This is a genomic window from Amycolatopsis sp. NPDC059021, assembly GCF_042739895.1.
Classification (GTDB): Bacteria; Actinomycetota; Actinomycetes; order Mycobacteriales; family Pseudonocardiaceae; genus Amycolatopsis.
In genome coordinates, this window is the sequence record NZ_JBHYIQ010000040.1 from 38136 (window position 1) to 59070 (window position 20935).

The 20935-nt window shown below is 69.9% G+C and carries 18 protein-coding genes; 7 read left to right on the top strand and 11 right to left on the bottom strand.

Annotated features, from left to right (window positions below):
* Positions 1-126 precede the first annotated feature (126 nt).
* The 5 genes from ACFWX1_RS23480 (at position 127) to ACFWX1_RS23500 (ending at position 6176) form a co-directional block, all read left to right on the top strand.
* Positions 127-1479, top strand: a complete 1353-nt coding sequence (locus tag ACFWX1_RS23480) for a TrpB-like pyridoxal phosphate-dependent enzyme (RefSeq protein ID WP_378390608.1) — start codon at positions 127-129, stop codon at positions 1477-1479.
* 39 nt (positions 1480-1518) lie between these two features.
* Entirely contained in the window at positions 1519-2304 is a 786-nt protein-coding gene (locus ACFWX1_RS23485; RefSeq protein WP_378390610.1) for a helix-turn-helix domain-containing protein, read from the top strand.
* A gap of 145 nt (positions 2305-2449) precedes the next feature.
* Positions 2450-3628 (top strand): 4-hydroxybenzoate 3-monooxygenase, encoded by a 1179-nt coding sequence (locus tag ACFWX1_RS23490; protein WP_378390611.1) that lies wholly within the window; start codon positions 2450-2452, stop codon positions 3626-3628.
* Positions 3629-3845: 217 nt separating this feature from the next.
* Complete coding sequence (locus tag ACFWX1_RS23495) at positions 3846-5048, top strand: transporter (RefSeq protein WP_378390613.1); 1203 nt, start codon at positions 3846-3848, stop codon at positions 5046-5048.
* Between the two features lie 87 nt (positions 5049-5135).
* Positions 5136-6176 (top strand): hypothetical protein, encoded by a 1041-nt coding sequence (locus ACFWX1_RS23500; RefSeq protein WP_378390615.1) that lies wholly within the window; start codon positions 5136-5138, stop codon positions 6174-6176.
* A gap of 23 nt (positions 6177-6199) precedes the next feature.
* Here the strand turns inward: ACFWX1_RS23500 and ACFWX1_RS23505 are convergent, their stop codons facing one another.
* From ACFWX1_RS23505 to ACFWX1_RS23515, 3 genes are all read right to left on the bottom strand, one after another.
* The gene (locus ACFWX1_RS23505; protein WP_378390617.1) at positions 6200-7240 is read right to left on the bottom strand and encodes a DUF2891 domain-containing protein; all 1041 of its coding nucleotides are present in this window, start codon (positions 7238-7240) and stop codon (positions 6200-6202) included.
* 107 nt (positions 7241-7347) lie between these two features.
* Positions 7348-8016 (bottom strand): GDSL-type esterase/lipase family protein, encoded by a 669-nt coding sequence (locus ACFWX1_RS23510; protein ID WP_378390619.1) that lies wholly within the window; start codon positions 8014-8016, stop codon positions 7348-7350.
* A 46-nt stretch (positions 8017-8062) separates the two neighbouring features.
* Positions 8063-9583, bottom strand: a complete 1521-nt coding sequence (locus ACFWX1_RS23515) for an FAD-dependent monooxygenase (protein WP_378390621.1) — start codon at positions 9581-9583, stop codon at positions 8063-8065.
* 137 nt (positions 9584-9720) lie between these two features.
* Between ACFWX1_RS23515 and ACFWX1_RS23520 the strand changes: the two genes are divergently transcribed.
* Positions 9721-12936 (top strand): BTAD domain-containing putative transcriptional regulator, encoded by a 3216-nt coding sequence (locus ACFWX1_RS23520; protein WP_378390623.1) that lies wholly within the window; start codon positions 9721-9723, stop codon positions 12934-12936.
* A gap of 12 nt (positions 12937-12948) precedes the next feature.
* Here the strand turns inward: ACFWX1_RS23520 and ACFWX1_RS23525 are convergent, their stop codons facing one another.
* From ACFWX1_RS23525 to ACFWX1_RS23550, 6 genes are all read right to left on the bottom strand, one after another.
* A complete protein-coding gene (locus tag ACFWX1_RS23525; RefSeq protein ID WP_378390625.1) occupies positions 12949-13236 on the bottom strand; it encodes a hypothetical protein in 288 nt (95 codons plus the stop codon).
* A gap of 210 nt (positions 13237-13446) precedes the next feature.
* A complete protein-coding gene (locus ACFWX1_RS23530; RefSeq protein ID WP_378390627.1) occupies positions 13447-14814 on the bottom strand; it encodes a hypothetical protein in 1368 nt (455 codons plus the stop codon).
* A 147-nt stretch (positions 14815-14961) separates the two neighbouring features.
* Positions 14962-15228, bottom strand: coding sequence for a hypothetical protein (locus tag ACFWX1_RS23535; protein WP_378390629.1), 267 nt, complete (start codon positions 15226-15228; stop codon positions 14962-14964).
* A 184-nt stretch (positions 15229-15412) separates the two neighbouring features.
* Entirely contained in the window at positions 15413-16405 is a 993-nt protein-coding gene (locus ACFWX1_RS23540) for an aldo/keto reductase (RefSeq protein ID WP_378390631.1), read from the bottom strand.
* A gap of 279 nt (positions 16406-16684) precedes the next feature.
* Positions 16685-17251, bottom strand: coding sequence for a GNAT family N-acetyltransferase (locus ACFWX1_RS23545; protein WP_378390633.1), 567 nt, complete (start codon positions 17249-17251; stop codon positions 16685-16687).
* Positions 17245-17664, bottom strand: a complete 420-nt coding sequence (locus ACFWX1_RS23550; protein WP_378390635.1) for a hypothetical protein — start codon at positions 17662-17664, stop codon at positions 17245-17247. The genes ACFWX1_RS23545 and ACFWX1_RS23550 overlap by 7 nt, the downstream gene beginning before the upstream one ends.
* 237 nt (positions 17665-17901) lie before the next feature.
* On the opposite strand from ACFWX1_RS23550, the gene ACFWX1_RS23555 reads away from it, so the two are divergent.
* Positions 17902-19191: a DUF222 domain-containing protein gene (locus ACFWX1_RS23555; RefSeq protein ID WP_378390637.1), complete on the top strand. Its 1290-nt coding sequence runs from the start codon at positions 17902-17904 to the stop codon at positions 19189-19191.
* A 58-nt stretch (positions 19192-19249) separates the two neighbouring features.
* Here ACFWX1_RS23555 and ACFWX1_RS23560 read toward each other — a convergent pair whose 3' ends face one another.
* Together ACFWX1_RS23560 and ACFWX1_RS23565 are read right to left on the bottom strand one after the other, a co-directional pair.
* Positions 19250-19636 carry a VOC family protein gene (locus tag ACFWX1_RS23560; RefSeq protein ID WP_378390639.1) on the bottom strand — a complete coding sequence of 129 codons (387 nt, stop codon included), beginning with the start codon at positions 19634-19636 and terminating at the stop codon, positions 19250-19252.
* Complete coding sequence (locus ACFWX1_RS23565; RefSeq protein ID WP_378390641.1) at positions 19530-20852, bottom strand: transposase; 1323 nt, start codon at positions 20850-20852, stop codon at positions 19530-19532. Before ACFWX1_RS23565 ends, ACFWX1_RS23560 begins: the two co-directional genes overlap by 107 nt.
* Between the last annotated feature and the right edge of the window lie 83 nt (positions 20853-20935).

The window sequence follows — 20935 nt, forward strand, 5'->3', positions numbered from 1 at the left end:
GGAGACATTACATGGTAACCGCGGGGGTTGGGTGAGCGGGGGGCCGGGGCCCCCGGGCCCGGGGGCCACGGCTGGCATCGGCGGCGAGGCCGTCCTATGGTCGGTTCGCCGAACCTAGGAGGCGTGATGTCCGGACGCACGAAGTACACCTTGGACGAGGCCGATCTCCCTGCCCGGTGGTACAACGTCGTCCCCGATCTGCCCGAGCCGCCACCGCCGCCCCTGCATCCGGGCACTCGCGAGCCGATCGGCCCGGCGGACCTGGCGCCGCTGTTCCCGCAGGCGCTCATCGCGCAGGAGGTGTCCGGTGAGTCCTATGTGGACATCCCGGAAGAGGTCCTGGACGTCTACCGGCTCTGGCGGCCTTCGCCGTTGTTCCGCGCGCGGCGGCTGGAGAAGGCGCTGGGCACCCCGGCCCGCATCTACTACAAGTACGAGGGTGTCAGCCCGGTCGGTTCGCACAAGCCGAACACCGCTGTGCCGCAGGCGTTCTACAACGCGGCCGAGGGGGTCACGCGGCTGACCACCGAGACCGGGGCCGGCCAGTGGGGCAGTGCCCTGGCGTTCGCGTGCGCGCAGTTCGGGCTCGAGTGCGAGGTCTGGCAGGTGCGCGCGTCCTACGACCAGAAGCCGTATCGCAAGCTGATGATGGAGACGTTCGGTGCCACGGTCCACCCGAGCCCGTCGGACCTGACCGCGTCCGGGAGGGCGATCCTGGCGGCCGATCCGCACTCTGCCGGCAGCCTGGGGATCGCGATCAGCGAGGCGGTGGAGCAGGCCGCGGCGGACCCTTCGGCACGGTACGCGCTGGGCAGCGTGCTCAACCACGTGCTGCTGCATCAGACGATCATCGGCGAGGAGGCGCTGCGGCAGTTCCGGCTGGCCGGGGACACGCCGGACCTGATCGTCGGCTGCACCGGCGGCGGCTCGAACTTCGGCGGGCTCGCGTTCCCGTTCCTGCGGGAGAAACTGGCCGGGCGGATGGACCCGGTGATCCGCGCGGTCGAACCGGCGGCGTGCCCGTCGCTGACGCGCGGGACCTACGCCTACGACTTCGGGGACACCGCGGGGCTGACGCCGCTGCTGAAAATGCACACGCTGGGCCACGAGTTCATCCCGGACCCGATCCACGCCGGCGGGCTGCGCTACCACGGGATGGCGCCGCTGCTCTCCCACATCCACGAGCTGGGCCTGTTCGAGGCGGTCGCGATCGGGCAGCGGGAGTGTTTCGCCGCGGGGGTGCGGTTCGCGCGGGCCGAGGGCATCATCCCGGCGCCGGAGCCGGCGCACGCACTGGCGGCCTGCGTGCGGGAAGCGGTGCGGTGCAAGGAAACCGGGGAGGAGAAGGTGATCCTGACCGCGCTGTGCGGGCACGCGCACCTGGACCTCCCGGCGTATGGCGCGTACCTGGCGGGGGAGATGACCGACAACGATCTCTCGGAGGAGACGCTGAGCGCCGCGCTGGCGACGCTGCCCTGAGCCCGGGGCGCGGACGTCTCGGCGGTAATGTGGCGGTCGATGCCGGAACCTCGCCAAGTCGCCAAGATACCTTCGACGTTCCCGGCGAAGGTGTCGCACGGCAGCGGCTGGCTCGACCACGGCTTCCGCATGGACACCCATTCCCACACCGATGGGCAGCTGGTGTACGCGGCCTCCGGGGTCGTGGCCACCACGACCGAGCGAGGAAGCTGGGTCGCGCCGGCCAGCCGGGTCACGTGGACGCCGCCGGGCTTCGCGCACTCCCATCGCTTCTACGGCAGGACCGACGCCCGTCTCGTCATCATCCCCGCCGACGCGTGCGGGGACCTGGTGGCCCATCCGAGCGTGTTCGCGGTGCGGCCGTTGCTGCGTGAGGCCCTCTTGGCGCTCACCGAGCGGCGGGAGGCTCGTCCCGGTGCCCGCGAACGGCTGCGCGCGGTGGTGATCGACGAGCTCGTCGAGGCCCCCGACCAGTCCGTGCACCTGCCGGAACCACGCGACGACCGGCTGCGTGCCGTCACCGGTTTCCTGCGCGCCGATCCCGCCACGGCCGCGACACTGGCCGAGCTTGGCCGGACCGCGGGCGCGAGCGCGCGCACCCTGAGCAGGCTGTTCCACACCGAGCTCGGGATGAGTTTCCATCGCTGGCGCACCATCCTGCGCGTCCACCACGCCCTGGTCCGGCTCACCGAGGGCCGGTCCGTCACCGACACCGCGATCGCCTGTGGCTGGTCCAACCCCACGAGCTTCATCGAGGCGTTCACCGCGATCGTCGGCCAGACTCCCGGGCGCTACCAGGCCGATCTGCGCGCCAGCGGCCAGTAGCCGCCGAGGTTGGCGACTTTCCGATATCGGCTGTCCGGTTACCGGTGGGCGGCACCTCCTCGCGCGGGCCACAGTGGTGCTCGGCAGTGCTTGCGAAGCCCGGCGCTGCCGATCACCGGGCCTATTCGAGGAAGTATGGAAACACATGAGTGAAACAGCTGAGAAAACTGCCGTGGTCATTGTCGGCGGCGGTGTCGCCGGGCTCGCGCTCGGTAATTTTCTGCTGCGCAGTGGTATCGAATGCGTAATTGTGGAGAAGCACAGCCGGGGCTATGTCGAGCGGCGGCAACGGGCCGGGGCGCTCGACGGCCGCGGGGTGCGGATGTTTCGTGAGTGGGGCCTCGAAGAGGTCATGGGCGGTTCTTCCGCCGGACCCCTCGAATCGGAAGGAATGCCGCTGCGGATCGAGGGAGAACCGCGGGCGTGGAAGGGCGGCTGGGACGACGACGAGGAGGGTGGTGAGGGAGTTTTCTGTCCCCAGCAGATCCTCGTCCGGAACCTCATCGGCACGTTTCTCCGTGACGGGGGAGACCTTCGCTTCGAAGCGGGCGACGTTTCCCTGGAGGATCTCGACAGCGAGCACCCGCGGGTTCGCTACCGGGACGCCGCGGGCTCGGCGAAGGTGATCAACTGTGACTTCGTCGCCGGCTGCGACGGCTACCACGGCGTCAGCAGGGCGTCCATTCCCGCCGACGTCCTCACCTGCTACTCCCATGAGTTCGGGTACGCCTGGCTGGCCGTCCTGGCGGAGGTGCCCGCGGATCCGCCCGCCGTGATGGCGGTGCACTCGCGTGGTTTCGCCGCACAGATCACGCGCGGTCCGGACGCGAGCCGGCTCTATCTGCAGTGCCCGCTCACCGACACTCTCGAAGACTGGCCGGACGAGCGGATCTGGAGTGAGCTGGCGGCCCGGTTCGGCGAACCCGTGGCGGTCACCGGCCGGATCGCCGAGAAGCAGCTCGTGCCGCTCCGGTGTGTGGTGTTCAGCCCCATGAGCCATGGCAGGCTCTTCCTGCTCGGGGACGCGGCGCATCTCGTTTCCCCGATGAGCGCGAAAGGGATGAGCCTTGCCCTGCGCGATGTCGAGGTTTTCGCGCGCGCCGTTGTCCGCCAGGTCGAGAAAGGCGATTCGAGCGGGCTCGACGGCTATTCCGATACCTGTCTGAAGCACATCTGGAACGTTCAGGAATTCGCCGTCGGGGTCACCGGGACAATGCACGACGCCGGTGACGCCTCCTACGCGGGGGAGTTCCGCAAACAGCTCGCCCGCCGGGAACTGGAACGCATGACCGAGTCACCCGTGGCGGACCGCGTTTCCGGGTGATCCTTTCCCCGCGGCGGGGAGGGCGGGGTCCCGCCCCCCCCCCCCCCGCTGCGGCGGCCGCGGGCGTCGCCGGGAAAAGGATCTTGGACCGCCCGGCGGCACTCGCGTCCGGCCACCAGGGCAATTTTGTCCACCTGATTGCCGGAATGACCCGGACGAACCGGACCGATAGCGTGAGCTGGCTCCGGCGGTTCCGCCGCTGTCCTGGGAGGGAACAATGCACTCACGAAGACCGATGAACGCCGCCCGGAAACTGGCGCTGGCGACGCTGGCTCTCGTCTCGATCTCGCTGTCCGTCGCCACCCCGGCGGCGCAGGCGGCCACGCCCACCGTCGCCGAGCGCAACACGCCGACACCCATCACCTTCGACACCTGCTATGCCCCGAACGCGACCGGTCCTTGGACCAAGAACCGCTTCGGCAGCTGCACGAAGACCCGGCTGAGCTACAAGCGCTACGCCTGTCCTGACGCGGGGTGCGCGGTCGACGGCACCGCGAGCGCCTTCGTCACCACGATCAGCAACCTCGTCCCCGGGACCCGTCAGGTTCAGGTGGGGCACCAGATGGGCGGCTTCTACACCGACCTCCCGGAGACGACTCGCATCGGCCTGTCGATCCAGTGCGTCCCGCAGAACACCTCCGGCACCGCGCAGTGCGACCGGGCCTCGGCGACCATCGTCAAGAGCATCGCCGAGTGGCGCACCCAGATGAACGAGTTCACCACGCTCACCTTCGCGGGCGAGGACCTGCCCGATCCCGCTCAGCCGCCCGAAATCCAGGCGGAGAAGCGCACCGGGTACACGCTCTCGTACCGGATGTTCGTCGAAGAGCCGCCGGGCACCCGCTCGGAGCTGACCACCGGTGCCTCGTCCTTCGGCGTGCGCTGCGACGTCGTCCGGCAGCTCGACCCCTCCTATGGACGCGGCGCCGACTGCGCTTTCCCGCACGAGACGTACTTTTACGTCGACCGGGCGGACGCACTCAACGCCGAGTCGGCACGTCTGGTCTCCGACGGGATCGTGGGCTCGTCGGCCGCGTACCCGCCGCTCGGCGGCGGCTGGTTCATTCCGGGCTACCCCGGTGTCGGCGGCCGCGAAGTCTGGCGCCGTCCGCTCACGCGGCAGTACTACGACACGGCTTCCCAGCAGGCGCACCGCACCGTCGCCGAGAACAGCTGCGTCACCCGCTGGGGACCGGACTATCAGCAACGGCCCGGCGGCGGAACCAACGTGTGCGCCGCGTTCCCGTTCGACGCCACGCGCCAAGGCGCCTCGCCGAGGGGCAGCACGCCGGGGCCGACCTACGTCGTGCGGCCGGTGGCCACCGCGGACTACCAGGAACTGCTGACGCGGCTGCAGACTTTCCTGGCGGACAACCACATTCTCGACGGCGACAGTTACTGGGTGTACCCGGTGAATTGAGTCCGCCGGCAGCTACCGCCGCTCGGTTCCGATGGCTAAAGTCCTTAAGGGCACTGGAAAATCCAGTGCCCTTAAGGGGGAATCACGATGAGATCCATTCGGCTGCCCAGATTCGCGTATGTCGTGGCCGCGGCGACGGCCGCGCTGCTCACCGCGAGCGCCGTACCCGCGGGCGCCACCACCGCGGGCGTCACGACGACCGATCTGGGGGTCCCGCTCGGGGGATATTCGAGCTTCGCGTACGGCATCAACGATTCGGGCACCATCGTCGGATACTCGTATCTGCCGGGGGACAATTCGTGGCACGCCGTACGCTGGGAACCCGGCGGCGCCGCCACCGACCTCGGTGTGCTGCCGGGCGCGAGTTCCAGCGTGGCCCGTGCGATCAACAACCACGGTGTGATCGTCGGCGATTCCGGGAACCACGGCGTGCGGTGGAATCCCGACGGCACCATCACGGACCTGGGAGCCGATACCTCGGCCCAGGGCATCAACGACGACGGTGCCGTCGTCGGCAGCGCGTATGACGCGGCCACCGGCCGGCACGCGGTGCGCTGGAACCCCGACGGCAGCGTCACCGATCTGGGCAAGCTCGCGGGTGACGTCTGGAGCAAGGCGGACGCGATCAACAACACCGGCACGGTCATCGGCATGTCCAGCAGGTACGAGGGGGTGGACCACGCGGTGCGCTGGAGCCCCGACGGAACTATTTCCGTGCTGAGCACCGTGCCGGGCGGCGCCTACAGCATCGCGTCCGGCCTCAACGACGACGGCACGATCGTCGGGGACTCCTATTCCTCGGCCACCGGCGGGCACGCGGTGCGCTGGGACGCACAGGGAAACCTGAGCGTGCTCGCCGTCCCGTCCGGTACGAGTGCCGCCGAGGCCAGGGCCATCAACCGGGGCGGCACGATCGTCGGTACCGTCAGCGACAAGGCCGGAACCCCGCGAGCGGTGCGGTGGAACACCGACGGCACGATCACCGATCTGGCGAACCTCCCCAGCGGTGTCCCGAGCGAAGCCGCCGCTATCAACGCGTGCGGGGTCATCGCCGGCAACGCTCGTCTTGACGTCAACAGCGGTTCGAGGCACGCGGTCCGGTGGAGTGACGAACCCGGCACGCGATAGCGCCATGGACGCGCTTCTTCTGCTCAGCTGAGCAGAAGAAGCGCGTAGTAGGCCAGAAAATGCTCGACCTCGTAGGTGCCGCCGGTGAGCTGGGGCAGTGAGGCCTGGGTGTGAGCGTGCGCGGTGCCGAGCATGGCCGGGACCCGGTCGTCATCGGCGGGCAGCGCGTGCGCGAGGCGGTGCCAGCACCAGGCGCGGTGCAGGTTGAGCCCGTGCAGATGGGCGATCAGCCCGTCGGACGGATCGGTCACGGTCACCGGGGTGAACAGGGCGGCGGGTTCCCGCCCGGCGATGCCGGGCAGGAACTCGCCCAGCCAGCGGGCGAATTCCGCCGCGGGAAGAAGCCGGGTCATGAGTTCGGCTTCGGCCAGCGCCGGGGACAGGAAGTCGGTTCCGGAGGGTTCCCAGGCGCCCGGATAGTCGCGGTCGGCACCGAACCAGCGCCGGGCCGTCCCGGTGACGACCTGCCGTAGCCGCGGATCGCCACGGTCGGCGAGATATCCCGCGTAGGGCAGGGCGCGGGAAAGTCCGAAGGCACCGTTGGTGTGTACGCCGTGTCGCACCGGATAGGTGGCCTTCGGCAGCCAGGCGAGATAGCGGGACACGAAGAGCGCGCTCAACTCGTGCAGGCCTGCCGACCAGCGCGCGGCGTCCGGATCGTCCCAGGTGGCGGTCTCGAAGGTGAGCTCCAGCAGTGCCGACCAGCCGTAGGGGCGTTGCGTGGCGCGGTGTTCCTCAGGCGCGAAGGAGGCGAGTTCGGCCTTCAGTGCTTCAGGGGTCAGATGCTCGTTGAGCGTGTTGCGGATCCTCGCCGCGGGCACGAGTTCGGCGTGCTGACGTAAAAGGCGCACCAGCACCCAGAACATCTCCACGCAGGAATGCCAGTCGCAACTGCCGTAGAAACACGGGTGGAGTTCTCGTGGTGTGGGGATGGATTTGCCCTCGCTGTGCCAGTGGAATTCGCAGTGCGGGTACTCGCGCACGACATTCGCCAGCGCCGTTTCGGCCAGATCACCGGCATGGGCCGTCAGCAACCGGACTCGTTCGCTCTCCCACGCGGTCATCGACGTACTCCTTCGGAATCGCCCGGCCCGGAATCGCAGGGTACCCATCGAACGAATCGGGCAGGGCCGCACGATCACCGGTGGCGCGGGCGATCGTGCGGCCCGGCTCACGCGACCAGCCGCAGCCAGGCCGCCGCGAGGGCGGCGTGACCGGCCGGTGTGGGGTGTACGCCGTCCTCGGCCCAGTGTTCCGGCCCGGTCGTCGCGGCGAGTCCGGCGAACATGCCGTCGGCGGCGAGCAGGTGCGCGCCGTACTCGCGGGCCAGTTCGCGCACGACCTGGATCTTCGGGTCCAGGTCGATGCGCCATTCCTTGCGCTCTTTCTCCCCGATGAGCGCGTGACCGCCGCCGGCTTCGACGACGCCTTTGATCGGCAGGAGGAACGGCTCGATGAGGATCAGTTCGGTGCCCGCCTCGGCCAGCGGCGCGAGCAGCCGGTCGTAACCGGCTTCGAACTCCTCGGCGGGGATCACGCGGCCATCGGGGTCCAGCGTGTGCCAGCCCATGTCGTTGACCCCGGCGAGGATCGACACCACGTCCGGGCGCGCGTCGAGTACGTCTGTCTGCCAGCGAGTTTCGAGGTCCATCACCTTGTTACCACCGGTGCCGGTGTTCAGCCAGGTCACCGGCCGGTCCGGGTGCCGGAGTCCCCATTCGCCCGCGATGCGCAGCGGGTAGCCGAACCCGAGCCGGTCTTCGCTTTCCCGCCGTTGGCAGTCGGTGATCGAGTCGCCGGTGAACAGCACGGTGCTGCCAGGGCGGAGAGTGATCGTCATAGGTGCTCCTGAGAATTCGGTCGGGGGAAAGGGAAAAATGGGGGAGTCAGGCTTCCGGGCTGCCGAACCACCGGTCGGCGGCCCGCTCGAACGCCTCGCGATCGGGTTCGCGCTCACCGGCCCAGGCGATCACGCCGTCCGGCCGGACGAGCACGGCCCCCGCACCGAGGTCGTTCCTCGCGGCGCCTGCCGCGTACCGCAGCCGGTTTTCCCGGCCCGTCACGGAATCGCGCAGCCGCTGGTCGCTGCTGAAATCGAGGACGACGCCGCGTCCGTCCCGCATGAGGTCGCCGAGACGGGTGCCGTCCTCGAGACGGAAGTCCGGGGCGTTGCGGCCGACCAGCGGCCGCTCGCTGCCGAGGTCGTGGCGGATCGACGCCCCCGTCACCTTCTCGAACACGTAGGTCGTTCCGTCGCGGGTCCCGAGCAGGTCGCGCAGCACTCCCTGCACCGCCTGGCCGTGCGCGTCCGGCCGCATGGCCGTGGTCTGGGCACGGGTCCAGTCGGCCGCCCAGGCGCCGATCGGATGACGCTCCCGGGTGAACGTGTCGAGCAGTCCGTCCGGGGCGTGCCCGCGCACGGTCGCCGCGAGCTTCCACCCCAGGTTCACGGCGTCGCCGAGACCGGTGTTGAGTCCTTGCCCGCCCAGGGGGGAGATGATGTGCGCGGCGTCGCCCGCGAGCAGGACGCGGCCCCGCCGGTAGGTCGTCGTCTGCTTCGCCCGGTCGGTGAAGCTCGAGACGAGCTGGACGTCGCGCAGGGTCACGTCGGTGCCGGACACGCGGCGCAGCACCGTCTGGAGATGCTCGCGCGTCGGCTGCCGCGAACGGTCGAACGCGCCGCCGTCGCAGTCCATCATGCCGATGTGGCCTTCGGCGGGCATCCGGATGTACATCCCCGTCGGCGTCAGGTTGATCCCGGGGTTCAGCTTCTCCGGGTCGGCGAGGGTGGCGAGCATGACGTAGCCGGTGAACAGCGGCTCGGTACCGACGAACTCGAAGCCCGCGAGGCCGCGCACCGCGCTGCGTCCGCCGTCGCAGCCGACGAGCCAGCGTGCCGTGTACTCGTCTTCTCCGGCGTGCGCGGTCACGCTCTCTTCGTTCTGCGTGACGGCGTCCACCGTGACGCCGCGCCTGATCTCCACGCCGAGTTTGACCGCCCGCTCGGACAGCACCGCCTCGACCGCTTCGAGGTTCGTCATCATGCTCTCCGGTGCCGGGCTGGGCAGCCGGAACAGGAGCGCGGTGAGGTCGACCTTGGCCGGATCGAGCACCATGCCGCCGAAGTGGCCCACGCCGCGCGGAGGTGACGGTTCGTCGGCGTCGGGGTCCGTGCCGGGATCGTCGCGGACACCCGACGCCGTCAGCAGTGGCTCCAGCATCCCGCGGCGATAGAAGGCCTGGACCGAGGTGGCGAACAGGCCCCGCAACCCGAGTGGGTCGGCCCGCCAGGGGGAGTGCGGCTCCGGTTCCCGCTCGAGCACCAGGACGGAGGTGCCCGCGAGGCCGAGCTCGCAGGCGAGGAAGAGACCGACCGGGCCCGCGCCCACGATCACTACGTCGTGCATGAGAAATCCCCTTTCCGCCGCCGGTTCTCGGCGACGCGGCAAGACTGCCGCCGGCCGCTCACAGGGGGCGCACACGGCGCTGACACGGGCTTCGCCCTGCTGTGAGGACCCGGGGACGGATACGCGAAGATCGGGAGATGGACGGGGACGCGCGGCTTCGGGTCACGCTGCTCGGCGCCTTTCAGGTGTCTCGCGGTGACGCCGTCCTGGCCGTTCCCGGTGCCCGGTTGCGGGCTCTGGTCGTCCGGCTGGCGCTCGCCGCGGGGCACGCGGTCGAGCAGGGCGTCCTGGTCGACGCGATCTGGGCCGAGGACCCGCCGGCCGGGCCCGCCCACGCGTTGCAGGCCCTCGTTTCCCGGCTGCGCCGGGCCCTCGGCTCGACAGACGACGTCGTGCAGGTCGCGGGCGGCTACCGCCTGGCCGTGGCCGCCGCGGACGTGGACGCGCTGCGGTTCGAGCGGCTCGCCGCGGACGGCCGGGAGCGGCTGCGCGACCGCGGCCAGGAGGCCGCCGCCGCGCTCGGTGCGGCGGTGGCGTTGTGGGGCGACCGTCCCGGTGCCGAGCCCGCGGCCGTCGCCGCGGTGGCACCCGCTGTCGCGACCCGGTTGGCCCACGTCTCGATCGAGGCCGTCGCCGACCTGGCCGACGCCGAACTGGCGCTGGGCCGGGCCGCCGCGGCCGCCGCCCGGCTGACCGCGCTGCTCGCCGAGCACCCCGTCCACGAGCGCGCCGCCGCGTTGCTGATGGACGCGCTCGCCGTCCAGGGCCGTCAGGCCGAGGCACTCGCCCTGTACGAGCGAGTCCGCGAAACCCTGGCCGACGTCCTCGGCACCGACCCCGGCACCGCGCTGCGCGAACGTCATCTGCGCCTCCTGCGTGCCGAGCAGCCCGTGCCCGCGGCCCCGGCCAGGCCGAGCAATCTGCCCGCGCCGCTGAGCAGCTTCATCGGGCGCGAGGACGACCTCGACCGGATCGGCACACTGCTCGCCACCGGCCGCCTCGTCACCGTGCTCGGTCCCGGTGGCGCCGGTAAGACGCGCCTCGCCGTCGAGGCCGCGAGCCGCCGCGCGTACCGCGACGGCGCCTGGATGATCGACCTCGCGTCGGTCACCGAGCCTGCCAAGATCGGCGCCGCGCTCCTGGCCGCGATCGGGCTGCGCGGCTCGGCGCTGTTCGAGGCTTCGGCCAGGCTCCGCGGTGAGCCGGCCGACGAGCTGGACGTGCTGGTCGATCAGCTGGCCGGCCGGGAAAGCCTGCTCGTGATGGACAACTGCGAGCACCTGATCGACGCGGTGGCCCACCTGATCGCGGCGCTGCTGACCCGCTGCGCCGGGCTGCGCGTGCTGGCCACCAGCCGCGAGCCGCTCGCCATCGACGGCGAGGCGCTGGTCCCGCTCGGCCCGCTCCCGCTGCCCGCCCCGGACGCGGATCTCGAGCAGGCCCGCCGTACCGCGTCGGTGCGCCTGTTCACCGAGCGGGCGGCGGCCGTACGGCCCGGCTTCGACGTCGACGAGCACAACCTCGGTGAAGTACTGCGGATCGTGCGTGGCCTCGACGGCATGCCGCTCGCGCTCGAACTGGCCGCGGCCCGCCTGCGCACGCTCTCGCTCGCCGACCTGGCCGCCGGGCTGTCCGACCGGTTCCGCCTGCTCACCACCGGCAGCCGGACCGCCTTTCCCCGGCATCGCACGCTGCGGGGAGTCATCGCGTGGAGCTGGGACCTTCTCGACGCGGACGCGCGTACGGTCGCGGAGCGGATTTCGGTGCTGCAGGGCGGAGTCACACCGGCCTCGGCCATCGCGGTCTGCGCCGGAACCACGGTGTCACCCGGCGAGATTCCGGAGGTGCTCGCGGGCCTGGTCGACCGGTCGCTGCTCCAGCTCGTCCCCGAGGGCGGCCGGTACCGGATGCTGGAGACGATCCGCGAGTACGGCCTGGAAACCTTGGGGGAACAGGGTGCTCGCGCCGGGGTACGGGACCTGGCCGCCCGCTACTTCGCCGAACTGGCCGCGCGCCACGACCCGCTGCTGCGCGGCCCCGGACAGCTCGCCGCGCTCCACGTGCTGACGGCCGAGTACGACAACCTGCTCGGCGCCCTGCGGCACCTCTGCGACACGGGCGATTCCCCGGGCGCGATCGGGCTCGCGGTGGACCTCGTCTGGTACTGGGAGATGCTCGGCAGGCACAACGACGCGGCCTACTGGCTCGGCCGGGCGGTCGCGGTGCCCGCCGAACGGCCGGGCGTGGAACGCGACATCGCCGAGGGGCTGGTGCTCTGCGCCATCACCAGCCAGAGCACGCTGGCCAACGACCTGGCCAACCAGCGGCGTGAGGACCTGCGGGCGCTCACCGACCGGCTGCTGAGCCGTCCGGAGCTGCCGGGCTTCGGCGGCGCGCTGACCGCGGTCAGGCTGGCCAGTCTGGAGGAGACCGACGTGTCGCGGTCGGTCCTCCAGGAATTCGCCGACGGGCCGGACGTGTGGCCGGCCGGGCTGGCCCGCATGTTCCGGGCCCGGTCCGAGGAGAACGCGGGCCGCCTCGAGCGGGTCCGCGACGACGTGGCCGCCGCCCTGGACTGCTTCGCCAGGGCGGGCGACCGCTGGGGACTGGCCACCGCCCTGCCGCTGCACGCGCAGCTGCGGCAGTACGAAGGCGATCTCGACGGCGCGCTGGCCGACCTGACCGAAGCCAAACGACTGGCCCGCGAGTTCGGTTCACTCAGCCTCAGCGACGAGATCTTCGTCGACTTCCGCCTGATCGACCTGCGCCTGCGGCTCGGCGAAACCACGCGGGCGACCGAGCTGCTCGCCGCGACCCGGGCACGCGTGCGGTACTCGGCGTCGGCCGACATGGCGGTTCTGCTCGACACCCGCGAGGCGGAGCTGTGGGTGCGGATCGGTGACCTCGACCGGGCGCGTGAGCTGGTCGAGGTGGCCGAGGCCGGGCTGGCCGGGCAGACCGCGTTCGACGGCGACCACGGGCAGGCACTGGTCAGCATGGTGCGGGCCGCGCTCTGCCTCGAACTCGGTGACGCGCCGGGCGCCGGGGAGGCGCTGCGCCGGGCGCACGCGGCAGCCGTCGAGAGCAAGGACATGCCGGTCGTGGCGATGGTGGCGGTGACCGCGGCCGGACTGGCCGCGCAGTACGGGCGGCACCACGATGTGGCCGTCCTCCTCGGCGCCGCGGCTCGCCTGCGAGGCGCCCACGACCCCACCGAACCGCAGGTCCGCGCGCTGAGCAGCCAGGGCAGGGCCGTGCTCGGGGACGAAGGCTTCGCCGAGGCGTACGAGACGGGATGGCGGCTGGACGTACCGGCGGCCCTGATCCGTACCGATCCGGCACGGCTGACCTAGGGTTTCAGCTCCTCACGCCAGTTCGGCCGAGGCGACCGCCGGGAGCAGGCGGAGGTGTTCGAGCAGGGGGTCGATCTCCTCGGCCGCCACCAGGACCGCGCAGACCATGCTGCTCTCCGGGACGCCGTCCCGGATGTCCACGGACAGGTCGTGGACGCGGCAACCCTGCCGCGTCAGTGCCCCGACGAGGGAGGGAATTTCGGTGATTCCGCCGACGAAGTAGGTGGCGATCCGGCGGCGCACCGGCATCGAGGCCCGCGGGGCCGGGACGGCGTACGACGAAGCGGTGGTGAAGGACATGGCTGACTCTCCGCGATGCGAGAACGGGGTGAACGCGGGCCAGGCCCCGGGAGAGTTCGGTATCGGCGGTCGCCGACGTCGCGCGCCGGCTACCTGGCTCAGCCGGCGCGCCTGACTACGAGTCGCTGGGACGTCATACGGCGCTGCACCGCGACAGGCTAACACGACCCCGCGCGGAAGTCCGGCAGGCGTTCGAGTTCGCGGCCTCGATCACGGGGACGAGGGCACTTCACTTCCTTGGTGACCAGGCGAAGAGGCGGACGACCGCGTGCCGGCGGTGGGGTCGCGCCGGAACTCGCGGATCGTCGTCCACAGCACGGAAACGACCGCGATCGCCATGAGCGCCGCGAGGATCCGGAATTCCAGGGTGGGCGCGTAGAGGTTCGACATCCGGTCCGTCATGACACCGGGCGGGGGATGTCCGCCGGGAGTGGGGAGAACGGTGCCGTCCGGGGGAGGCCCGCCGATGAACACGCCCGGCCCGCCGCCGGGGCCCATCGGCCCCATCGGCGGGAACAGCACCTCGAGATAGGCGAACAACGATGCCACCTGCACGAGAACCGGCACGTACCACAGGCGGCGCGGCAGGTGGAACGCGGCGATCACGGTGAGCACCTCGGCGAGATAGAAATAGCGCTCGTGCATCGACGGCAGGAGAAACGGCACCAGCAGAGCCGAAGTCGTTCCCATCAGCACGATCTTCGTCGTCGTCAGCCGGACCCGGCTGAGCAGAACGCCGAGACACAGCCCGAGAACCACCAGCCCGGTGACGGCGACGCCGATGGGCCGGATCACCGCCGCGTCGGCGCCCGCCGGGAAGAACTGGTAGATCGACGGCGCGCGCAGGGACAACTCGGGGTACGAACTCGTCTGCTGCGCATACACCGACAACAGTTGTCCTAGCGGTGCTCCGGCCAGCAGCGCCGGGATGTCGAGCAGCAGGACGACCCCGGGGACGACAGGGAGTACCCGCCACGGCAACCATTTTTTCAGCAATAGCACCAAAAGCAGCGGGAACAGGAAGACAGCCTGCAACTTGAAGGCCAGCGACAGACCGAAGAAGACGGCGCTGAGCCACGGCCGCTTACGCAGGGCGAAATACACACCGCCGAGGCCGAACGCGGCGTAGATCGAGTCGGCCTGCCCCCACATCCCGCTGTTGCTCGCCACGGTGGGGAGGAACAGGACGATCAGCGCGGCCAGCGACGGCGACCATCGGCCGGGGCGGCGCAGTGCGAGGATGCGGTAGGTGAAGTACGCCAGCACCAGGTCGAACAGCACCGAGATGGTTTTTATCCCGGCGAGCGCGGGTACCGGCAGATAAGTCAGTATCGTGATCAGGTACAAATAGGGGACGTTGTAGTCCGAAAAGCGGTACTTGAGTGCGCCGAATCCGCCGTGCGTGGAAATGAACTCGTACCAGTTCTTGAAGAACACCTTGTAGTCGAAGGATTCGTGGTCGAACAGGGCGACCCTGGCCGCGATCGCGAGCACGACCGCCGCGGCCACCAGCCCGGTGCGGCGGAATGTTCGCTTCCGATTCTCGTCGAGGGTGACGACTTCCGATTCTGCTGACACCCCGGCGACCGTAGAGGGTCTTTGTGTGCGTTACCTGGAAGCGAGGTGAGTGAACTGTGAGAGCCGGTGTGTGCCGGACGGAGCATGCCCGGCGCGCCTGCCGCATTCTCGCCGCACTGCACGACACGAGCACCGGAAAACCCTTGGCTAGTCGGTCAGTGTGGTGGTGACTATGTGGATGTTCTGCGTGGAGGGGATCCGGCCGTCGGCTCCGGCCAGACCGGCTGCCTGGGCCAGGAACTCCTTTTCGAGCGATTGCGCGACTGCGGGGTCCAGCGGCAGGAAGTTGTAGATCGCCGAGACGGACGCCCACACCTGCTCGGCACTGCCGCCCAGGTCGAGCCGCTCGGTGGTCCACTCGACCGGCGCGAAACCGGCCGGGGTGAGAATCTCGTCGATGCCTTCGGCACGCAAACCCGCGGACAATCCTGACGGAGACGAGCTGTTACACGTGTGACCACAGCCGATAGTTGCCGCCGGACACGGCCTGCGACCCGCACGCCCGATATCGATCACAGCTCGTGCCTGTCACCGAAAACAGACGTTGACTGTCACCTGGTGCGGCGCGGCTGCACGTCGTGCGTGGGGAGCCCGCCGGCTAACCTCGAGCGACCTCGGCGGTGTGCACGGGGGTGTAGCGCTCGCCGGTCACCTGGTCGCTCAGCGGGTCCAGCGCGGCCAGCGCCTCGGCGTCCAGGGTGAGTTCCAGCGCGGCCGCGTTCTGCTCCAGCCGGGCCGGGCTGCGGGTGCCCGGAATGGCCGCCACCGCCACCCCGAGCCGCTCGGCCTGGGCGTACACCCAGGCCAGCGCCACCTGGGCCGGGGTGGCACCCAGCCGGTCGGCCACCTCGCGCACGGTCCGCGCGATCTTCTCGTTGGCCTCGCCCGCCTCGCCTGCGAAGCGGGGGTTGGTGCGCCGGAAGTCCTTCTCGCCCAGCGTGGAGCGGTCCAGGGTGCCGGTCAGGAACCCGCGCCCCAGCGGCGAGTACGGCACCAGCCCGACCCCCAGCTCGGCCAGCACCGGGGTGACCGCCTCGACGTCGCGGGTCCACAGCGAGTACTCGCTCTGCACCGCGGTGATCGGGTGCACCGCGTGCGCCCGGCGCAGCAACTCGCCGTCGACCTCGGACAAGCCCAGATGGCGGACCTTGCCCGCCTCGACCAGCTCGGCCATCGCCCCGACGGTCTCCTCGATCTCCACGTCCTGGGGTGGGCGGTGGGCGTAGTACAGGTCGATCACCTCGACGCCCAGCCGCAGCAGCGAGGCGTCGCAGGCGCGCAGCACGTAGTCCCGGGCACCGCGGATGCGGCGTGCCGCCTCGCCGGCGCTGCGGTCGATGCCGAACTTGGTGGCCAGCTGCACCTGGTCCCGGCGGCCTTGGATGGCCCGGCCCACCAGTACCTCGTTGTGCCCGGTGCCGTAGGCGTCGGCGGTGTCGAGGAACGTGATGCCCAGCTCCAGGGCCCGGTCGATGGTGGCGAGGCCGCCGTCCCAGTCGGCGGCGCCGTAGCTCTCGCTCATCCCCATGCACCCCAGTCCCATCGCGCTGACGGTGAGACCGGGCGAGCCGAGCGTGGTTCGGGTGATCATGCGCGGATACTCCTCCTGCCCGGCGGACCGGGCGGTACCTGGAGAGCTGACGAACGGCTCCGACGCTAGGACCTGGAGCGCGCTCCACGTCAAGCCGGAGGACCCGCCCTGGCCCGCGGGGCAGACGCGGCTGAGGACTGCGCTTCGGTCAGCTGTTGTCGTCGCAGCCGGACAGGCGGGCAATATTTGAACGTGCCGTATTTGTCTGCACAGGGGTGTGTGGTGCTCAGCGTCGGAGTGCTCATTCGTCGGCGTCGGCGATTGCTCGGAGGGGACCGGTCAGTCGCCGGGGAGGACGATCGTGCCGAGTTCCTGCACGCAGGAGGGAAACGGGTCGTGGAGGACGGGCATGGCGAAGAGCGTGCCGGAGGTGTGGCCGGGCTCGGTTCTGACCCGGCGCCAGCCGTAGCGGCGATGGTAGGTGTGGAGGCCGGGATTGTCGGTCCAGACGTTGATCCGGACGATCTCGGCGCCCGCCCGGTGGGCGCGCCGCCGGGCCCAGTCGGTCAGCAGGCGGCCGATTCCCCGGCCTGTGTACCGGCGGTCGACGACGAGCTTCGCCAGGTACCGCGCCGGAGCCGCCCGTTCCTCGGGTGTCCACAGGAAGGGGTCGCCGACGGGCAGGACGGTGCGGCCGGCCACCGGCTCACCGCCCGGTTCGAGCATCGCCATCACGGTGGCGCCGTGCTCGATCCACGAGCGGGCCTGTTGCGCGTTGAACGGCTTGGACCACTGGGTGGAGTGGTGCTCATGCGCGATCCACGCCGCCGCGTCCGCCCGCCACCGGGCCAGTGTGTCCGAATCCGCGAGTTCGGCCGCTCTCAGCCAGAGCGGACCGGTCAGCACCACTCGGCCCCGGCCATCGGCTCGACCTCGAACATCGTAGAGAGCGCGCCCACCAGCCGACAGCCGCGGGAATCGAGCGCAGTGCCCTCCGCAGTGGTCAGTGCCCGGCGGCTGACCAGCCGGGCCAGTGGCGTGCCAGGGCCGACCAACCCGGGAAGGTCCGAGACCAAGCGATCGACCGCGTCGACGACATCGACGACCCGCGCGCCGCTGCGGACCGGGGCCAACTGTTCCGCGGAGAGCAACTCGGCATCGAAGCGCCGCGCCCAGCCGGCATCAGCCCGCTCGCTGCTCAGCACCACCGAGATGCACCCGGTGCGCAGCAGCGGCAGCAGCATGTACGGGCGCGACACAAAGCCAAGCTGCGGTACCGCTCTCAGTAGCCGGCACGCGTCATCGAGCGAGGTGATCATCAGGCGCATTATGCGGAGCAACCGGATTCGCTGGCGTGCGCAACGCTGACCCGTCGATCACCCGTCACGGCTGTTCAACCGATAGAGGCAGGGACCCGGAGCCAGGAACACATTCCCGGCCGAATCCCAGCCGCCCTCGGCTGCGAGAACAGTCACGATGCGGCCAAGTGTCGCTGTTCGTCACCAAGACGACACCCTGATCTGACACCTGCAGCTACACTCGATCGTGTAGAACATATGTTCGAGAATCGGGGTAAAGTCGATGCTGTGAGTACCAGCGGCAGTACCCAGATTTCGCGCACCGAGTGGTGGCGCGAGGATGTCGGCTGCCTGCTGTCGCGGCTTCTGGAGTCCGAGTCCGTGCAGCGGCGGGAGGCCGCGGTCCAGGGCGAGGTCATGGCCGAGCTGGAACGACGCGGGATCCGCGATACCACCGGATATGGGAGTCTCGTGCGACTGTTGCAGGAGACGTTAAATATCCCGCACGCCGAGGCGAAAGCTCGTGCGGCGCGGGCGCTGGCGTTGAATGGCACTCGTAATCTCACGAGCGGGGAGCAGCCGCCGCAGGCTCCGGCGACAGCGCAGGCCGCTGCCGAGGGCGCGATCGGCACCGCCCAGATTGACGAGATCCTGCGGGTGCTCGACAAACTCCCCAAGACGGTGCCAGTGGATCAGCTGGAACAGGCGGAGAAAATCCTGGCCGAGCTGGCCCGTTCGGCCGGTCCGCGGGAGATCCGCGCCGCCGGACGACGCCTAATCTCCCAACTCGACCCCGACGGGAAAGAGCCCAAAACCCGGGACCCAAAACCGTTCCAGCCCGAGTTCTCGATCGCCCCGCACCGCGACGGCGGACACCAGATCAAAGCCCGGGTCGACGACGAAACCTCCGCGCGCCTGCAAGCGATGCTGGATCCACTCGCCAAACCCCGCCCCGCCACCGAGGAGGAGGGCCGCGACACCCGAACCCAGTGGGAACGGCGCGGCTGCGCATTCTCCGAACTCGTACGCATGTGGGCCGAACACCCCGACCTACCCACCCAAGCCGGAGAAGCCACCCACATCGTCGTCACCGTCGGACTCAAAGAACTACGGTCCGGGATCGGGCAGGCGACTCTTGACCTGCTCGGCGAGATTACCGCAGCCGAAGCACGACGCCTCGCCTGCGACGCCAAGATCATCCCCATGGTCCTGGGGTCGCACAGCGAACCCCTCGACGTCGGCCGCGCCCAACGCCTCGCCACCCCCGCCATCCGCCGAGCGTTGATCCGCCGCGACGGTGGTTGCGCCTTCCCGGGGTGCGATGCACCCGCTTACCGTTGTACGGCGCATCATGTAGTGTATTGGGCACACCACGGTGAGACCAAAGTGGACAATCTCGTGCTCTTATGCTCCGTCCACCACAAGCTCATCCACCACTCCGAATGGGAAGTCCGCATCGCCAGCGACGGGCTACCGGAGTTCGTACCGCCCGCCTGGCTGGACGCCACCCGCACACCACGCCGTAACACCATCCACCTCAGAACCTAAGCTTGCCGTTTAACCACGGGCCGATACTGGATGCTTCGCCGCGTGTGCGGATGCTCTTTTACTTGCGTTGCTCGGCGACCAACCAGCACAGGCAGAAGGGGTGACCGGCTGGGTCGGCGTATACCTGGAAGTCGTCTCCGGATGTGTTGCCGGCGGCCACTTTCAGCACCGAGGCGCCGAGAGCGATGACCTGCTCGTGTGCTTCGGTGAAGTCCTCGACCCAGAGGTCGAGGTGTATTTGCTGCTTGGTCGGGCCGTCCGGCCATTCCGGTGGGACATGGTCGGGTGCGAGCTGCACGCCGATCCGCGGTGCGCCGTCCACCATCACCATGTGCCAGTCATCGTCTTCGTCCACCTCCCCGCCGAGCACTCCTGCCCAGAAACGGCTCTCCGCGGTGAGTTCGGCTGCATCGAAGGCGACGACCTGGTGTTTGATTCGCATCATCGCAGTCTGCCAGGAGTCCGCTCTGGGGTGTCGTTAACTTGTTCGCCGTGGTTTGGTCCCCTTCTTGTGGTGCGCCGGGCGGCTGTAGGCCTCGCCGGTCGCGAGGACGCGTCCGACGTCGAAGCGTTGCGCGACAATGGAGTTCCTTGATCCGGGAGGTCGTCCCGGCCCCGGCCGGGACGGTTTCGGTGCGGCTGCTGGTGAGGCGATCTTCGCGCGGATGTTCCGGAACACGCGCCGGACGCGCGCCGAGGTGAGCCTGGCCGGTGGGGTCGGGTCGCTCCCAGGGGCGGCGCAGGTCAGTGGTCAGATGGCGGGCCAGGCGAAGCTGCGTGTGGGCGGCGAGGACGATCCAGGTCCAGCGGTCGGCCGCGTCCGGATCACGGAGCTTCGGGGCCGTCCAGCCCAGGGTCTGCTTTAACAGGCGAAACGTGTGCTCGATGTCGAAACGTCGCAGGAACGCCTGCCAGCAGCGATCAACGTCCGCGATGGTGGCATCAACGCCCGACCACCACAGCCAGACCGGTTTGTTCACTCCACCGCTGGGCAGATGATCGACCTGGAGCCGGATGACGGTGCCCTCGATGATCGGCAGCGGGCCCTCGTGATCGAGCCACGCCGCGCGGCGAGTCAGCCGCGGATGCGGCCGGTCCCACGCCCGCGCGGTCGCGCCTTTCGGGGCATAGACACGGGCCGGGGTGGAACGGCGCAACACCCGGTCCGAGCGCATCCGACCGAGGATCTGCACCGGCAGATCCCCCAGCAGGTGCGCGATGCGCGGAGCGTCGTAACCGGCGTCGAGCACCACCAAGATCTCCGGATCGCCCGCGCGCCACTGGCCCGCGGCGACAAGGCGTTCGACGACCTCGCGGATCTGGGCGGTGGTCACCACGGCGACATCCGCACCGGGTGCCAGACGGATGGCATCCAGCGGCGCGGTCCAGGAGGTGCGGCCGGTCTCCAGTGCGGCCACGATCGAATATGGCCACCCCGGGATCATCCGGTGCTCGTCCTTGCCTCGCCCGTAGGTATGGCAGAACTCCGGCGCCAGCGACAGCCCGACTAGCGACCGGACCGGGCCATCGGTGCACAGCACCGCGTCCACCAGTTCGAACAACGCATCCGCCCGCAACGCCAGGCATCCATAGAACTCCTGGCGAAACGCCAGGAGTTCCCCGAGCGCACCGTCGCGCCCGCCATCACGCACACTGATCACCGCAGCCCTTGAACCGAACTTCCTTCCACAGCAAGAAGAATCATCGACCAAGGGCCGCACCCATGATCAACAGGGGGAGACCT

Bases quoted from the DNA above. Each gene is read 5' to 3' on its own strand.
- ACFWX1_RS23480 (WP_378390608.1), top strand. From the start codon at position 127: ATGTCCGGACGCACGAAGTACACCTTGGACGAGGCCGATCTCCCTGCC.
- ACFWX1_RS23485 (WP_378390610.1), top strand. From the start codon at position 1,519: ATGCCGGAACCTCGCCAAGTCGCCAAGATACCTTCGACGTTCCCGGCG.
- ACFWX1_RS23490 (WP_378390611.1), top strand. From the start codon at position 2,450: ATGAGTGAAACAGCTGAGAAAACTGCCGTGGTCATTGTCGGCGGCGGT.
- ACFWX1_RS23495 (WP_378390613.1), top strand. From the start codon at position 3,846: ATGCACTCACGAAGACCGATGAACGCCGCCCGGAAACTGGCGCTGGCG.
- ACFWX1_RS23500 (WP_378390615.1), top strand. From the start codon at position 5,136: ATGAGATCCATTCGGCTGCCCAGATTCGCGTATGTCGTGGCCGCGGCG.
- ACFWX1_RS23505 (WP_378390617.1), bottom strand. From the start codon at position 7,240: ATGACCGCGTGGGAGAGCGAACGAGTCCGGTTGCTGACGGCCCATGCC.
- ACFWX1_RS23510 (WP_378390619.1), bottom strand. From the start codon at position 8,016: ATGACGATCACTCTCCGCCCTGGCAGCACCGTGCTGTTCACCGGCGAC.
- ACFWX1_RS23515 (WP_378390621.1), bottom strand. From the start codon at position 9,583: ATGCACGACGTAGTGATCGTGGGCGCGGGCCCGGTCGGTCTCTTCCTC.
- ACFWX1_RS23520 (WP_378390623.1), top strand. From the start codon at position 9,721: ATGGACGGGGACGCGCGGCTTCGGGTCACGCTGCTCGGCGCCTTTCAG.
- ACFWX1_RS23525 (WP_378390625.1), bottom strand. From the start codon at position 13,236: ATGTCCTTCACCACCGCTTCGTCGTACGCCGTCCCGGCCCCGCGGGCC.
- ACFWX1_RS23540 (WP_378390631.1), bottom strand. From the start codon at position 16,405: ATGATCACCCGAACCACGCTCGGCTCGCCCGGTCTCACCGTCAGCGCG.
- ACFWX1_RS23550 (WP_378390635.1), bottom strand. From the start codon at position 17,664: ATGATCACCTCGCTCGATGACGCGTGCCGGCTACTGAGAGCGGTACCG.
- ACFWX1_RS23555 (WP_378390637.1), top strand. From the start codon at position 17,902: ATGTTCGAGAATCGGGGTAAAGTCGATGCTGTGAGTACCAGCGGCAGT.
- ACFWX1_RS23560 (WP_378390639.1), bottom strand. From the start codon at position 19,636: ATGATGCGAATCAAACACCAGGTCGTCGCCTTCGATGCAGCCGAACTC.